Annotated in this window: 13 protein-coding genes; 10 read left to right on the plus strand and 3 right to left on the minus strand. The window is 60.3% G+C overall.

Going from position 1 to position 16,170, the window contains the following annotated elements; genetic code table 11:
- Positions 1-161 precede the first annotated feature (161 nt).
- Positions 162-1,802, minus strand: coding sequence for a propionate catabolism operon regulatory protein PrpR (gene prpR, locus AKL25_RS06410; protein WP_050476809.1), 1,641 nt, complete (start codon positions 1,800-1,802; stop codon positions 162-164).
- Between the two features lie 245 nt (positions 1,803-2,047).
- Between prpR and AKL25_RS06415 the strand changes: the two genes are divergently transcribed.
- From AKL25_RS06415 to AKL25_RS06435, 5 genes are all read left to right on the plus strand, one after another.
- On the plus strand, positions 2,048-2,929 hold the full coding sequence (locus AKL25_RS06415; RefSeq protein ID WP_050476810.1) for an isocitrate lyase/PEP mutase family protein: 882 nt from the start codon (positions 2,048-2,050) through the stop codon (positions 2,927-2,929).
- Between the two features lie 72 nt (positions 2,930-3,001).
- Positions 3,002-4,162, plus strand: coding sequence for a bifunctional 2-methylcitrate synthase/citrate synthase (gene prpC / locus AKL25_RS06420; protein ID WP_050476811.1), 1,161 nt, complete (start codon positions 3,002-3,004; stop codon positions 4,160-4,162).
- Between the two features lie 104 nt (positions 4,163-4,266).
- A complete protein-coding gene (gene acnD, locus AKL25_RS06425) occupies positions 4,267-6,876 on the plus strand; it encodes a Fe/S-dependent 2-methylisocitrate dehydratase AcnD (RefSeq protein WP_050476812.1) in 2,610 nt (869 codons plus the stop codon).
- A 31-nt stretch (positions 6,877-6,907) separates the two neighbouring features.
- Positions 6,908-8,101 carry a 2-methylaconitate cis-trans isomerase PrpF gene (gene prpF, locus AKL25_RS06430; protein ID WP_050476813.1) on the plus strand — a complete coding sequence of 398 codons (1,194 nt, stop codon included), beginning with the start codon at positions 6,908-6,910 and terminating at the stop codon, positions 8,099-8,101.
- A gap of 143 nt (positions 8,102-8,244) precedes the next feature.
- Positions 8,245-8,637: a hypothetical protein gene (locus tag AKL25_RS06435; protein WP_050476814.1), complete on the plus strand. Its 393-nt coding sequence runs from the start codon at positions 8,245-8,247 to the stop codon at positions 8,635-8,637.
- 120 nt (positions 8,638-8,757) lie between these two features.
- On the opposite strand, the gene AKL25_RS24735 is transcribed toward AKL25_RS06435, so the two are convergent.
- Positions 8,758-10,497, minus strand: a complete 1,740-nt coding sequence (locus AKL25_RS24735; protein WP_050476815.1) for a methyl-accepting chemotaxis protein — start codon at positions 10,495-10,497, stop codon at positions 8,758-8,760.
- Between the two features lie 623 nt (positions 10,498-11,120).
- Here AKL25_RS24735 and AKL25_RS06445 point away from each other — a divergent pair.
- The 5 genes from AKL25_RS06445 to AKL25_RS06465 all read left to right on the plus strand — a co-directional run bounded on the left by AKL25_RS06445 (position 11,121) and on the right by AKL25_RS06465 (position 15,231).
- Entirely contained in the window at positions 11,121-13,019 is a 1,899-nt protein-coding gene (locus AKL25_RS06445) for a propionate--CoA ligase (RefSeq protein ID WP_050476816.1), read from the plus strand.
- 96 nt (positions 13,020-13,115) lie between these two features.
- Positions 13,116-13,607, plus strand: coding sequence for an arsinothricin resistance N-acetyltransferase ArsN1 family B (locus AKL25_RS06450; protein ID WP_050476817.1), 492 nt, complete (start codon positions 13,116-13,118; stop codon positions 13,605-13,607).
- A gap of 12 nt (positions 13,608-13,619) precedes the next feature.
- Positions 13,620-13,883 (plus strand): hypothetical protein, encoded by a 264-nt coding sequence (locus tag AKL25_RS06455; RefSeq protein ID WP_050476818.1) that lies wholly within the window; start codon positions 13,620-13,622, stop codon positions 13,881-13,883.
- Positions 13,884-13,924: 41 nt separating this feature from the next.
- Positions 13,925-14,737, plus strand: coding sequence for a helix-turn-helix domain-containing protein (locus tag AKL25_RS06460; protein WP_050476819.1), 813 nt, complete (start codon positions 13,925-13,927; stop codon positions 14,735-14,737).
- A gap of 92 nt (positions 14,738-14,829) precedes the next feature.
- Positions 14,830-15,231 (plus strand): cupin domain-containing protein, encoded by a 402-nt coding sequence (locus AKL25_RS06465; protein WP_050476820.1) that lies wholly within the window; start codon positions 14,830-14,832, stop codon positions 15,229-15,231.
- A gap of 59 nt (positions 15,232-15,290) precedes the next feature.
- On the opposite strand, the gene xth is transcribed toward AKL25_RS06465, so the two are convergent.
- Positions 15,291-16,055 carry an exodeoxyribonuclease III gene (gene xth / locus AKL25_RS06470; RefSeq protein ID WP_050476821.1) on the minus strand — a complete coding sequence of 255 codons (765 nt, stop codon included), beginning with the start codon at positions 16,053-16,055 and terminating at the stop codon, positions 15,291-15,293.
- Positions 16,056-16,170: the final 115 nt, after the last annotated feature.

The raw sequence follows: 16,170 nt of genomic DNA on the forward strand, positions 1-16,170 counted from the left end.
GAGCGACTGTCAATCACGCATTTCGATCGTTCCATGATGCGATTCTTATTCTGCGGGAATGCGTGCGGCTGTTGCTCCTGTTGATTCACCTACGAATCAAGGAGAGCGCTCGCATGCCCGGCGATGCGATGTGCGATGCCTGCCTGAGATGCAAAACCGGGTTAATTTTTTTCGCCCAGTTTGCGCCATAAAGTCGTGCGGCTGATGCCGAGATATTTTGCGCTTGCAGCACGATTGCCGCCGAAGCGTGCGAGTACATCTTCCAGCGATTCTTCGGCCTGCGCGCCGGGTTGTTCCGCCGCCGGCAATGCTGCAGTGCGCATTGTCGACACATCATCGCTCACGATCTCCGGTGCGACGCGCGAGATCAGATTCGGCGTCAAGGCCTGCAACGGTTCCGCGGCCAGGAACAAGGCCAGCCGCTCCATCAAATTGCGCAGCTCGCGCACATTGCCGGGCCAGTCGTAGCGCGCCAGCAGCGGCGTGCAACGCAGGATTTCGGCGTGCAGATTGGCATGCGGGCGAATGTCCATCGCTGCCAGCGCATTCTTCAGGCACCATTCGGCCAGCGGCGCCAGATCGTCGGGACGTTCGCGCAGCGGCGGCAAGGTCATGCGCAGCACGCTCAGGCGATAGAACAGGTCGGCGCGGAAGCGGCCTTCTTTCACGCGGCTGTCGAGGTCGCAATGCGTCGCGCTGACGATGCGCACGTTGACAGAGATGGGGCGTGTGCCGCCCACGCGCACCACTTCACGTTCTTCCAGCACGCGCAGCAAACGTGTTTGCAAGGGCAGCGGCATCTCGCCGATTTCATCGAGGAAGAGCGTGCCGCGATGCGCCGCTTCAAACAAACCTGCGCGGCCGCCGCGGCGCGATCCGGTGAAGGCGCCTTCCTCATAGCCGAACAGTTCCGACTCCAGCAGCGACTCCGCCAGCGCGCCGCAATTGACCGCCACGAAAGGATGATGCGCCTGCACCTTGCCCTGCATTTGCGGATGCGCGCGATGAATCGCCTGCGCCGCCAACTCTTTGCCGGTGCCGGTCTCGCCCTGGATCAGGACGGTGGCGGGGGACTTGGCAAACAGCGTGATCGCCTGGCGCACGGATTCCATCGCGGCAGAGTCGCCGCGCAAGTCGTTGAGATGATGCCGGGCGCGCAAGGTGTCGGCCACCGGCAAAGTGCGTCCGCGCGTCGACTCCAGCTGCGTCAGGCGCGCCAGTTCCAGCGCATCGTCGAAAGCCTGGCGGATGCTGGCAGCGGAGTAGACGAAGATGCCGGTCAATCCCGCTTCCTGCGCCAGGCCGGTGATCAGGCCGGCGCCGACGATGGCCTTGATGCCGGCCGCTTTCAGTTCATTGATCTGCGAGCGCGCGTCTTCTTCGGTGGCGTAGGTGCGCTGCACGATGTTCAGGCCGAAGGTGTTCTGGAAGTCGACCAGCGAGGGCATGGTTTCCTGATACGTGATCATGCCGATATCGGGTGAAATCTTGCGCGCCTTGGCCAGCGCCTGCATCACGTCGAAGCCGCTGGCCTTGGCGATGATTACGGGCACCGACAGGCGGCTTTTGAGATAGGCGCCGTTGGAGCCTGCCGCGATCACGGCATCGCAATGTTCGGTGGCGAGGCGTTCGCGGATATGGCGCACCGCATCCTCAAAACCCAGCGGGATGGGCTCGATATCGGCGCGGTCGTCGAACTCCAGCGTGATGTCGCGGAACAGTTCGACCAGGCGCGATACGGAGACGGTCCAGATGACGGGTTTGTCGCTATTGTCTCTGGCGTGGGCAGTGGGACGTTTCATGTTTCATTTTAACGTTTCAAGTGTTTCAAATGTAACACATCACCGTCCTGAACGCCGGTCCGAAAAATTCACGTTCCAGAGAGAAAAGACCGCATAAGTCATTGATTTGACGCAGGCTTACGATGAAACATCGTTTTCTTTTGCGGTGCAGCATCCGGTGCTGGCAGAGGTGGCATGCGCATTGCAATAAGCAGGGGCATCCATCCCGCTGAAACATGCGCGCCACTCAAATCAAAGGACGTCAAATGAGCACTGCCTCCCAAACCACAAAACAAATCCTGCGCGACAAAGTCAACGCGCGTAAAGGCCTGCTGGTCCCCGGCGCGTTCAATGCGCTGTCGGCGCGCGTGATTGCCGATCTCGGCTTTGAAGCGCTTTACGTCACCGGCGCCGGCGTCACCAATATGTATTTCGGCATGCCGGATCAGGGCTTCATCGGTCTCAATGAACTGGCCGATCACACTGCGCGCATTCGCGACGCGGTAGAGATCCCGCTGATCGTCGATGCCGACACCGGCTTCGGCAATGCGCTCAACGTGCGCCACACCATCCGCACGCTGGAACGCGCCGGCGCCGATGCCGTGCAGCTGGAAGACCAGGTTTCGCCGAAGCGCTGCGGCCACTTCAGTGGCAAGGAAGTCATCTCCTGCGCCGAGATGGTCGGCAAGATCCACGCCGCCGTCGATGCGCGCAGCAATGACGGCATGCTGATCATGGCGCGCACCGATGCGCGCAGCGTCCACGGTTTTGAAGATGCGCTCGAACGCGCAGCGCGCTACAGCGAAGCCGGCGCCGACATCCTGTTTGTCGAAGCGACCGAAACCGCAGAAGAAATCCGCCGCCTGCCGCAAGCGCTCGACAAGCCGCAACTGGTGAACCTGGTGATCGGCGGCAAAACCCCGATCTTCAACGCCGACGAACTGGGCGACCTCGGCTACGGCATTGTGTTGTACGCTAACGCCGCGCTGCAAGGCGCCGTGGCAGGCATGCAAAAGGCGCTGACCATTTTGCGCGACGCCCATCGCCTCGACGAAGATCCGAATTTCGTGACGCCGTTCGCCGAGCGTCAGCGTCTGGTCAACAAACCGATGTTCGATCTGCTGGAAAAGAAATACGCCGACAAATAAGCGGCCTCTTCACGATCAACCTCAGCATCCCTATTCAAACAGCACCATCCCTACATCAGCAAGGAGATACGAATGAGCGAATCACAAGCACCGGCAACCGGCTTCAAACCGAAAAAATCCGTCGCCCTGTCCGGCGTCACCGCAGGCAACACGGCGCTGTGCACCGTCGGCAAGACCGGCAACGATCTGCACTATCGCGGCTACGACATCCTCGACGTCGCCGACAGCTGCGAGTTCGAAGAAATCGCCCACTTGCTGGTGCACGGCAAGCTGCCGACCAGCGCTGAACTGAAAGCCTACAAGGCCAAACTGAAAGCGTTGCGCGGCTTGCCGGCCAACGTCAAGGCGGCGCTGGAATGGCTGCCTGCGGCATCGCATCCGATGGACGTGATGCGCACCGGCGTGTCCGCACTGGGCTGTGTGCTGCCCGAGAAAGACGACCACAACACCCCCGGCGCGCGCGACATCGCCGACCGCCTGATGGCGTCGCTGGGCTCGATGCTGCTGTACTGGTATCACTACAGCCAGAACGGCAAGCGAATCGAAACCGAAACCGACGATGACTCCATCGGCGGCCACTTCCTGCATCTGCTGCACGGCGAGAAGCCGTCCGAGCTGTGGGAAAAGGCGATGCATACTTCGCTGATCCTGTACGCCGAACACGAATTCAATGCCTCCACGTTTGCCAGCCGCGTCATCGCCGGCACCGGCTCCGACATGTACTCGGCCATTACCGGCGGCATCGGCGCGCTGCGCGGTCCCAAGCATGGCGGCGCCAATGAAGTCGCGTTTGAAATCCAGAAGCGTTACGACAATCCCGACGAAGCCGAAGCGGACATCAAGCGTCGCGTCGAGAACAAGGAAGTCGTGATCGGCTTCGGCCATCCGGTCTACACCATCTCGGATCCGCGCAACAAGGTGATCAAGGAAGTCGCGCGCAAGCTGTCCAAGGACGCCGGTTCGGTCAAGATGTTCGACATCGCCGAGCGTCTGGAAACCGTCATGTGGGACATCAAGAAAATGTTCCCCAACCTCGACTGGTTCTCGGCCGTGTCGTACCACATGATGGGCGTGCCGACGGCGATGTTCACGCCGCTGTTCGTGATCGCACGCACCTCGGGCTGGGCTGCGCACATCATCGAGCAACGCATCGACAACAAGATCATTCGTCCATCGGCCAACTATGTCGGTCCGGAAGATCTGAAATTCGTGCCGATCAGCAAGCGCAAGTAATCGCTGCAGGCCTGTAACGTCCGCAACATCTGCAGCCTGCAGCGCCGGTATGGACCGGCGCGCAGGCCGCCACTCTTACCTAAAGTTTTTCACGGGACCGAGCCATGAATACCGCAAACCGCAAACCTTTACCTGGCACCACGCTGGATTATTTCGACGCCCGTGCCGCGGTTGAATCGATCAAGCCAGGCGCCTGGAACACACTGCCTTATACCTCGCGCGTGCACGCAGAAAATCTGGTGCGCCGCTGCGATCCGGCCATCCTCGTCGATTGCCTGAAACAGATCATCGAATGCAAGCGCGAGCTCGACTTCCCATGGTTCCCGGCCCGCGTGGTGTGTCACGACATCCTCGGCCAGACCGCACTGGTCGATCTCGCCGGCCTGCGCGACGCCATCGCCGACCAGGGCGGCGACCCGGCCAAGGTGAATCCGGTGGTGCCGGTGCAACTGATTGTCGATCACTCGCTGGCGGTGGAGTGCGGCGGCTTCGATCCGCAGGCGTTTGAAAAGAACCGCGCCATCGAAGATCGCCGCAACGAAGACCGCTTCCATTTCATCAACTGGACCAAGAAGGCGTTTGAAAATATCAACGTCATCCAGCCCGGCAACGGCATCATGCACCAGATCAATCTGGAAAAAATGTCGCCGGTGATTCATAACGACAACGGCCTGGCCTATCCGGATACTTGCGTCGGCACCGACAGCCACACGCCGCACGTCGACGCACTGGGCGTGATCGCCGTCGGCGTCGGCGGCCTCGAAGCCGAGAACGTCATGCTGGGCCGCGCATCGTGGATGCGGCTGCCGGAAATCATCGGCGTCGAACTCTCCGGCAAGCCGCAACCCGGCATCACCGCAACCGACGTCGTGCTGTCGCTGACCGAATTCCTGCGCAAGGAAAAAGTGGTCGGCGCTTACCTGGAGTTCCGCGGCGAGGGCGCTTCGGCCCTGACACTGGGCGACCGCGCCACGATCTCCAACATGGCGCCGGAATACGGTGCGACTGCGGCGATGTTCTTCATCGACCAGCAAACCATCGATTACCTCAAGCTCACCGGGCGCGACGACGAGCAGGTCAAGCTGGTGGAGATCTATGCCAGGGAAGCAGGCCTGTGGGCCGACAGCCTGGCCTCCGCGCAGTACGAGCGCACGCTGAAGTTCGATCTGTCCACTGTGGTGCGCACACTGGCCGGCCCATCCAATCCGCATCGCCGCCTGCCGGTGTCGACGCTGGCCGAGCGCGGCATCGCCGTCGATCTCGACAAGGCGCAAGCGCAGGAAGCCGAAGGCCTGATGCCCGACGGCGCGGTCATCATCGCTGCCATCACCAGCTGCACCAACACCAGCAATCCGCGCAACGTGATCGCCGCCGGGCTGCTGGCGCGCAATGCCAACAAGCTCGGCCTGACCCGCAAGCCGTGGGTCAAGTCGTCGCTGGCGCCGGGATCCAAGACCGTCGAGCTTTACCTCGACGAAGCCGGTCTGGGCACCGAGTTGGAAAAGCTGGGCTTCGGCATCGTCGCCTTTGCCTGCACCACCTGCAACGGCATGTCGGGTGCGCTCGATCCTGTCATCCAGAAAGAAATCGTCGACCGCGATCTGTACACGACAGCCGTGTTGTCCGGCAACCGCAACTTCGACGGACGCATCCATCCTTACGCCAAGCAAGCCTTCCTGGCGTCGCCGCCGCTGGTGGTGGCGTATGCGATCGCCGGCACCATCCGCTTCGACATCGAGAAGGATGTGCTGGCCGTGGTCGACGGCAAGGAAATCCGCCTCAAGGATATCTGGCCTGCCGACGAAGAGATCGATGCCGTGGTCAAGTCCTCGGTCAAGCCGCAACAGTTCCGCAACGTCTATACGCCGATGTTCGCCGTGCAGGCCGACAACGGCGAGAAGGTCAGCCCGCTGTACGACTGGCGCGCGATGAGCACCTACATCCGCCGTCCGCCATACTGGGAAGGCGCGCTGGCAGGCGAGCGCACCATGACCGGCATGCGCGCGCTGGCGGTGCTGCCGGACAACATCACCACCGACCACCTGTCTCCGTCCAACGCCATCCTGGCCGATTCCGCCGCCGGCGAATACCTGACCAAGATGGGCTTGCCGGAAGAAGACTTCAACTCGTACGCCACCCATCGCGGCGACCACCTGACGGCATTGCGCGCCACTTTCGCCAATCCGCAACTGGTCAACGAGATGGCGGTCGTCAACGGCGAAGTCAAGAAGGGTTCGCTGGCCCGCGTCGAGCCGGAAGGCCAGGTCATGCGCATGTGGGAAGCCATTGAAACCTACATGAACCGCAAGCAGCCGCTGATCATCGTCGCCGGCGCCGACTACGGCCAGGGTTCGTCGCGCGACTGGGCGGCGAAAGGCGTACGTCTGGCGGGCGTGGAAGTGATCGCTGCCGAAGGCTTCGAGCGTATCCATCGCACCAACCTGATCGGGATGGGCGTGTTGCCGCTGGAGTTCAAACCGGGCGTGACGCGCAAGACGCTGGGCATCGACGGCACCGAAACCTTCGACGTGATCGGCAAGCGCACGCCGCGCGCCGATCTGACGCTGGTCATCACGCGCAAGAACGGCGAGCGTGTCGAGGTGACGATGACTTGCCGTCTCGATACTGCGGAAGAAGTCTCGATCTATGAAGCCGGCGGCGTGCTGCAGCGTTTCGCGCAGGACTTCCTGGCGTCGACGGTCAAGGCCGCTTAATACTGGTGCTCAAGCAGACAGGACACATGATATGAACCACGTACCGCAAATCAAAATCCCCGCCACCTATATCCGCGGCGGCACCAGCAAAGGCGTGTTCTTCCGCCTGCAGGACTTGCCGGCGTCCGCTCAGCAACCGGGCGCCGCGCGCGATGCCTTGCTGATGCGCGTCATCGGCAGCCCCGATCCTTACGGCAAGCAGATCGACGGCATGGGTGGAGCAACTTCCAGCACCAGCAAAACCGTCATCCTGTCCAAGTCCGGCCGTCCCGGTCACGATGTCGACTATCTGTTCGGCCAGGTGGCGATCGACAGCGCCTTCGTCGACTGGAGCGGCAACTGCGGCAACCTGTCGGCGGCAGTCGGTCCGTTCGCCATCAGCAACGGCCTGATCGATCCCGACCGCGTACCGATGAACGGCACCTGCACCGTGCGCATCTGGCAAGCCAACATCGGCAAGACCATCATCGCGCACGTGACCATCACCGACGGTCAGGTGCAGGAAACCGGCGACTTCGAACTCGACGGCGTGACCTTTCCGGCGGCGGAAGTGCAGCTGGAGTTTCTCGACCCGGCGGATGAAGGCGAAGGAGATGCCGGCGGCTCGATGTTTCCCACCGGCAATCTGGTCGACGACCTGGAAGTGCCGGGTGTCGGCACCTTCAAGGCGACCATGATCAATGCCGGCATCCCGGCGATTTTCCTGAACGCGGAAGACATCGGCTACACCGGCGCCGAACTGCAGGACGCCATCAACAGCGATCCGAAAGCGCTGGCGATGTTCGAGACCATCCGTGCCCACGGCGCGGTGCGCATGGGGCTGATCAAGCACGTCGATGAAGCCGCCAAACGCCAGCACACGCCCAAGGTGGCCTTCGTCGCCACCCCGCGCGACTATGTCGCCTCCAGCGGCAAGAAGGTCGCTGCCGGCGACGTCGACCTGCTGGTGCGCGCCATGTCCATGGGCAAGCTGCACCACGCCATGATGGGCACGGCGGCAGTGGCGATCGGGACGGCCGCGGCGGTTCCCGGCACGCTGGTCAATCTGGCGGCAGGCGGCGGCGAACGCACGGCGGTGCGTTTCGGTCATCCCTCCGGCACCTTGCGTGTCGGCGCCGAGGCGAAACTGATCGACGGCGAGTGGAGCGTCACCAAAGCCATCATGAGCCGCAGTGCACGCGTGCTGATGGAAGGCTGGGTGCGGGTTCCCGGCGACGCGTTCTGATCGGCACTCGGAAATAGTCGGGGAAATGGCGGAAAACATGGTGCATTTCAGTGGCGGGAAAACGAGATAAGGGAACGAAAGTTGGTAAGATGCCGTCCACATTCTCCTCATATTCTCTTTTTTCCCCCGCACTGGATTAAAACATGACTTTCTTGCAACGCGCTTCTGTACTGACTGTATCCATCCTGCTTGCTGCCTGCGCTGAAACAGTGCCGCTGACCGAAACCAAGCCGGTGCCGGCGCCGCTGCAACCGGTTGCAGCAGCCGTCAATCCTGCCTGGGCCGGCCGGCTGGCGACAGGCTCCTTCTCCTGCGAAATGGGCAACAAGGTGGAAGTCAAAGTGGACGCTTCCAACAATGTGAGCCTGGTGTGGAAGGGCAGCACCTACAAGATGACGCCGGTATCGACCTCCACCGGCGCGCTGCGTTTTGAAGACAAGGGCGACGGCCTGGTCTGGATACAGATCCCGTCGAAATCGATGTTACTCAATTCGAAGATCGGCCAGCAGTTGGCGAACGATTGCAAGACGCGCTGATCGCAGAATCAAAAAAAGGATGCCGCGGCATCCTTTTTTTATACATCTTGCCGATGTTCATTGCGGCAATGAACATCATCGCTTGCGCTCTCCTCGCATACGCGGTTGAACCTGGCGAAATTAAAACTGTTCCCAGTCGCCGGTAGTGGCCGTGACCTGGTTGCTGCTGATCCCGGCGACGGCGAGCGCCGGTCTGGCTTTGACTGGTGCCGGTCGCCTGGCGGTTTGGGCCGGCCGCAGCCGGGCTGCCGGAGGGCTGCTCTCAACATGAGGCGACGTGCTTGTCGCCACTTCCTGACCGAGCTTGAAAATCTGGACGACGTTAATCAGCTTGTCGGCCTGTTCGCGCAGCGATTGAGATGCCGCTGCCGCTTGCTCCACCAGCGCCGCATTTTGTTGCGTACCTTCATCGAGCTGTGTGATCGCCTGATTGATTTGCTGGATGCCGGCAGTTTGCTCATGGCTGGCGCTGCTGATTTCGCTGATGATGGTGGCCACGCCGGCTATGCTCGCCACGATATCGGACATGGTGCTGCCGGCCTGATCCACCAATTTCGTTCCCTGATCCACTTTCTGCACGGAGTCGTCGATGAGCTGCTTGATTTCCTTGGCCGCGCCGGCGGATCGTTGCGCCAGCGTCCGCACCTCCGATGCGACGACGGCAAAACCGCGGCCTTGTTCGCCAGCACGGGCGGCTTCGACTGCGGCATTGAGTGCGAGAATATTGGTTTGAAAAGCGATGCCGTCGATGACGCTGATAATGTCGACGATCCTCTTCGAAGAATCGTTGATCGATCCCATGGTCTCGATGACTTCCGTGACGACGCTGCCGCCTTTGCTTGCAATTTCAGAGGCCGACACGGCGAGTTGATTGGCCTGATGGGCATTGGCGGAATTCTGTTTGACCGTCGTGGTCAGTTCCACCATCGATGCCGATGTTTGTTCGAGCGCGCTGGCTTGTGCTTCGGTGCGTGACGACAAATCCATGTTGCCGCTGGCAATTTCTCCGGCTGCCGTGGCGATGGTGTCTGTGCCGGCGCGAATCTGGCCCACGACGTCGGCCAGATTGTCGCGCATCTTGCGGATAGAGAACAGCAGGCTCGTCTTGTCGCCATCTTTTGTCGTCACATGGACAGCCAGATCTCCATTCGCAATTCTCTCGGCGATTTGGGCGGTGTAGGTCGGTTCTCCACCGAGCGCGCGCAGCAGCTTGCGGGTAATCACGACGCCGATTGCACTGCCGATGACAAGGGCGGCAAGCAATGATCCGAACAGCAGAAACTGCGCCGAATCGTAAGTATGATCGACGGTCTGTATGCCGTTGTTGATCTGCGATTGCTCGAAGCGGATGAAGTCTTTCCATGCATTGATATATGCCGTCTGCAGATCATTCGTCTCGGTAAACATGAGCAGCAAGGCTTTTTCATTCTGTCCCTGGGCTTTGAGCTGCAATACTTGCTTGCGGCTTTCACCATAGGCCGCACGTCGTTCCTTGACTTTGCCGATCAGTGTTTTTTCGGCATCGTCGAGCGTCATGCTTTCCAGTTTTTTGACGTTTTCGTTGACCGATTTGACCGTGTCATCGAGACGGGCATGCGCGTTCTCCAGCGCTTTCGTGGAGGCGTTGGCGTTGCCTTCCGCTGTGACGATGAAGGAAAACGCACGGGCATAATCGTAGGCGTCCTGAATGTTCTGGTACGCGATATTCGATTTCGGCCAGATTTCGTCAGTCAGTACGTTGAAGCTGTTCATCATCGAGCGCTGGGCGCTGACGCTGCAGGTGGCAATGACCGCCGACATCAGCAGGACGAAGCCGAAACCCAAGGCCAGCCGGACGCCGATTTTCATATTGTTGAACATGTTGTTTTTCCTTGAAAAATAGAGATCGTTTTCGGTAGGCATGAGGAGCGACAACAATCTTCTGTTGTCTACCGAACGTTTTCAGCTGCCGTCGTTTTGGCGAGGGCAGCGTATTTCTCGAGGAAATGACATGAGCGAGGAAAAGCTTAAGCAGGTGACGGCGCGACTGATTCGTCGTCCCCGCTTTTTGTATGGATGGTACTCGTGCGCTGTTTGAATATTGTCAACATGGATCAAGAGTTGAAATATACGTAGTATGCACAGCACATATATAGCAGAGCCCTGAGGCTGCAACAACGAAATCTCGCACAAAGCGGAAGGTGACTCGCGTCATCAGTCGTACTTTCGCAACGTAGGGTTGCTGTGGGGGAAATGATGACATTTTGATTACGAGAATTAGGCAATGCCGCAGTCGACATCGTTTGCGCCTCGTACATCGATCCGCAGAAGCTTGCCGTTCCGATTCGCCGGATTCTCTCTGTGCCGGCATGAGAATGACACGCTTGAGTTAAGGTGAGTGTAAGCAAGCTCTGGCACATTGAGGATGCACAACAACTTATAAATAGCAGTCAAAAGATGCCGTGCCGATATCCATAAGCATCCGACTGCCATGAGGAGACATCATGAATTTCGCATCGTTTTACCAGCAGTCCGTCGACGATCCCGATACCTTCTGGGCCGGCGAGGCCCGGCGCGTCGACTGGCATACGCCATTCGGAAAAACCCTCGACTATTCGCGGCCACCATTTGCGCGCTGGTTTGTCGGCGGCGCGACCAATCTGTGCCACAACGCCATCGACCGGCATCTCGCGCAGCGCGGCGATCAGGCGGCGTTGATTGCCGTCTCGACGGAAACCGATACAGAGAAAACCTATACCTTCCGCGAGCTGCACCGCGAAGTCAGCGCCATGGCCGCGACCATGCAAACGCTGGGCGTGCAGCGCGGCGATCGCGTTCTGATCTACATGCCGATGATCGCTGAAGCGGTATTTGCCATGCTGGCGTGCGCGCGTATCGGCGCCGTGCATTCGGTGGTGTTCGGCGGCTTCGCCTCCAACAGCCTGGCGACGCGTATCGACGATGCGCAGCCGACGCTGATCGTCTCCGCCGATGCCGGTTCGCGCGGCGGTAAAGTGGTGCCTTACAAAGGCTTGCTCGACGAAGCCATCCGGCTGGCGCAACACAAGCCGGCGCACGTCCTGCTGGCGGATCGCGGCCTGGCGGCGATGGCGCGTACCGATGGCCGGGACGTCGACTACGCCTCGGCACGGGCGCAGCATCTCGACAAGCAAGTCCCTGTGGTGTGGCTGGAATCGAACGAGCCGTCCTACATCCTGTACACCTCCGGCACCACCGGCAAGCCGAAAGGCGTGCAGCGCGACGTCGGCGGCTACGCGGTGGCGCTGACGGCGTCCATGCAGCATGTGTTTTGCGGCAATCCGGGCGAGACCTATTTCTGCACCTCCGACATCGGCTGGGTGGTCGGTCACTCTTACATCGTCTATGGGCCGCTGATGGCGGGCATGGCGACGATCCTCTATGAAGGACTGCCGGTATTGCCCAAAGAAACGCCGGACGCCGGCATCTGGTGGAGCCTGGTGGAAAAGTACAAGGTCACGCGCATGTTTTCTTCGCCGACGGCGATCCGCGTGCTGAAGAAGCACCCGCCGGAATTCATGAGCCGATACGACCTGTCCTCGCTCAAGAGTTTGTACCTCGCGGGCGAACCGCTGGACGAGACGACCTCGAACTGGATTTCCACTGCGCTGGGGGTGCCGGTCATCGACAACTATTGGCAGACCGAAAGCGGCTGGCCCATTTTGTCGATCGCCAAAGGCGTCGACGACAAGCCCACGCGGCTGGGCAGCCCGGGCGTGCCGCTGTACGGCTACAAGATGCACATCATGAACGAATCCACCGGCGAGCTGTGCGGCCCCAACGAGAAGGGCGTGGTGGTGATCGAAGGACCGCTGCCGCCGGGTTGCATGCAGACCGTGTATCGCGACGATGCGCGTTTCGTGCATACCTACTGGTCCAATTTCAGCACGCCGGTGTATTCGACCTTCGACTGGGGCATTCGCGATGAGGACGGCTATTACTTCATCCTCGGGCGCACCGACGACGTGATCAATGTCGCCGGCCATCGCCTCGGCACGCGCGAAATCGAAGAGAGTATTTCGAGTCATACCAACGTCTCGGAAGTGGCCGTGGTCGGCGTCGAGGACAAGCTCAAAGGCCAGGTCGCCATCGCCTTCGTGATCCCGAAGAAAGCCGACGGCATTGCCACGCCGGAAGGCCGGCAAGCGCTGGAAGCGGAAATCATGCGCGTGGTCGACAAGCAGATCGGCGCCGTCGGCCGGCCGTCGCGCGTGCACTTCGTCAGCCTGCTGCCGAAGACGCGTTCCGGCAAGCTGCTGCGTCGTTCCATCCAGGCAATTTGCGAAGGCCGCGATCCGGGCGACCTGACGACGATCGAGGATCCGGGTTCCTTGCAGCAGATCAAGGCTGCTTTGCTGGGTTAAGGCGGAACGGGCGTCCGGCGAATTTTCCTGAATGCGCCGGACGCCTGCAATTTGGTTACACTACGTGTTATCAAATTTTCCTCCTCGCTATCTTCCATGAGCTTTTCGATTCGCCCGGCGACTGTCGCCGATGCCGCCGCCATTTGTGAAATTTACAACTACTACGTCCTGAACACCGTCATCAGCTTTGAGCTGGAAGCCGTCCCGGTCACCGAGATGGAAGGCCGCATCACCGAGATATCCTCGCAATTTCCCTGGTTGGTGTATGAAGAAGAGGGGCGTATCCTTGGTTATGCCTATGCCGCCAAATGGAAGGTGCGCAAGGCGTATCAGCATTCGGTCGAGAGTTCGGTCTACATGGCGCAGGGTAGCGGCGGCAAGGGTATCGGCTCCAGGCTGTATGGCGCCTTGTTCACGCAACTGAAGGCGCTCGGCGTGCATGCGGTGATGGGCGGCATTGCCTTGCCGAATGCGGGCAGCATCGCTTTGCACGAGAAGATGGGCTTCGTCAAAGTCGCGCACTTCGCCGAGGTCGGCAAGAAGCACGATCAATGGATCGATGTCGCCTACTGGCAACTGATCCTGTAAGGAGGAGGCAGCATGAGATCCACCAGAGCCACCGGCGCCATCGAGCGCCTGAACACGCGTGCGGAAACCAAGCAATATTCCATGGTGCGCACGTCGAGCGAATTGTTTTTTCTGGTGCAGCGCGTTGCCGGCAACCCGGTCGAAAAACTCAGCGAACCCTTGCCGCTCGATGAATTCGTGGCCTTCGTCAATGCCTACGGCCCGCAAAAGCCGAAGCGCATCAGCAAGCTCGATACCGCATTCGAAAAACAATTGGTCAAGAAGGACAAGGAATAAGGTCGCAGCAAGGCAGTAAAACAGCGTTGGCAGGAGCACTCATGGAAAACCGCGATCAAGGCAAAGACTGGATACTGCGCACGCAGTCGTCCGGCGTGGAGCGCATCGAAGCCTTCTTCCATGGCAGCGGCTACGCCATGCATCGCCACGACACCTATGCGCTCGGCATCACCATGGCGGGCGTGCAATCTTTCCAGTACAAGAAATCCCTGCGCAACAGCCTGCCGGGCAACAGCATGGCGCTGTACCCCGACGAGCCGCACGACGGCCAGGCCGGCACCGAGGTGGGATTCCGTTACCGCATGCTGTATGTCGAACCGGCGGTGCTGCAGGATGCGCTGGGCGGCGTTGCCTTGCCCTTCATCGAAGGCGGTATTTCGACCGACCCGCGCATGTTCCATGCGCTCAGGAATCTGCTGGCGCAAATGGATGGCGACGTCGAACCGTTGCAGCAGGACGACGGCATTTTTGAGCTGGCTGCGGCGATGAATGCGGTATCGGGAAAACGCCCCCGTCGCCACGCCGCCGACTTCCTGGCGGCGCAACGCGCCCGCGAATACATCCACGCCGCGCTGGACCGCACGCTCACGCTCGACGAACTGGCGCAGTCCTGCGGCCGCGACCGCTGGAGCCTGACGCGCGACTTCCGCAGTTTTTTCGGCACCAGTCCCTATCGCTACCTGAGCATGCGCCGTCTGGACCTGGCGCGCCGCCTCATGGCGCAAGGCCAGTCGCTGGCTGAAGTCGCCGCGATGGCAGGTTTCGCCGACCAGAGCCACATGACGCGGCTGTTCACCAAGACCTACGGCATCGCTCCGGCGCGCTGGCTGCGGATGGTGAAACCGGGCAGGTAAGACCGCAACAGGAAGTTGCACGATCGTTCAAGACCGCGCCGCACAGGCCGGGTAATCTGGCTCCTTGTCATTGATTGATACAGGAGCAGAACATGTCCACCAGCAGCACATCACCCGCCACTGCCGGCCGCGATTACCAGGCCATCAACTTCGCCCAGAAACTGTCGCTGTTCAGCGAACAATGGTCGCAGCGCGTCATCGCTGAAATGAACGACTACCAGTTCAAACTCGCCAAACTGGAAGGCGAATTCATCTGGCACGACCACGCCGATACCGATGAAGTATTCATCGTCCTCGAAGGCAAGCTGCGCATCGACTTTCGCGACGGCGCGGTGCACCTCGGCGCCGGGGAAATGTTCGTCATTCCGAAAGGCGTCCAGCACAAACCTTACGCCGAGAGAGAAACCAAGATCCTGCTGGTCGAGCCGCGCGGTGTGGTCAATACCGGCAACGAAGAGAGCGACCGCACGCGGCAGAACGACGTCTGGATCTGAGCGATTCCGCGCAAGAAAAAAGCCCGCATCGCGGGCTTTGTTGTCTGCGGCAGGCGAGATCAGCCGATGGTCGCAACGACAGGCGTGTGATCCGACGGCTGCTCCCACTTGCGCGGCACCTTGTCGATGATGCAGGCGGTGCATTGCGCCGCCAGCGGTGCGGTCAGCAGAATATGGTCGATGCGCATGCCTTTGTTGAGACGGAAACCCATCTGGCGGTAATCCCACCAGCTGAAGAGCTTTTCCGGCTGCTCAAACATGCGGAAAGCATCGGTGAAGCCCATCTTTTGCAGATGCTGGAAGGCTGCGCGTTCCGGTTCCGACACCAGGTTCTGGCCGACCCATGCCGCTGGATCGTGCACGTCGCGGTCTTCCGGCGCGATGTTGTAGTCGCCGAGTAGCGCCAGCTTTTCATGTTGCAATTGTTCCTGCGCCAGCCACTCGTGCAATGCCGCCAGCCATTTCAGCTTGTACTGGAATTTCTCCGAGTCCGGCGCCTGGCCGTTGGGGATATAGGCGCAGACGAAACGCACGCCCTCGATGGTCGCGGCGATGATGCGCTGCTGCTCGTCTTCAAACAGCGGATTGTTCTTGACCACGTCGCTGATCGCGTGGCGCGACAGGATGGCGACGCCGTTGTAGGTCTTCTGCCCCGTATAGACCACCTGATAGCCGGCGGCATTGATTTCCGCTAGCGGGAACTTGTCGTCGGTCAGCTTGGTTTCTTGCAGGCACAGCACGTCGACGGGGTTGTCGCCCAGCCATTGCAGTACCTGAGGCAGGCGGACTTTCAGGGAGTTGACGTTCCAGGTGGCGATTTTCATGAGCAAGCTAAGCCTTTGTGCGGACGATTCCGGTGTGCGATATATAACTGGAACCAATGAGCGGTAAAAATGATGAAGTCGGATATTACCCCATCCGGCGGGAAGCCTGTCCGGT

The sequence above is a fragment of the Herbaspirillum rhizosphaerae genome (assembly GCF_001189965.1).
Lineage (GTDB): Bacteria > Pseudomonadota > Gammaproteobacteria > Burkholderiales > Burkholderiaceae_D > Herbaspirillum > Herbaspirillum rhizosphaerae.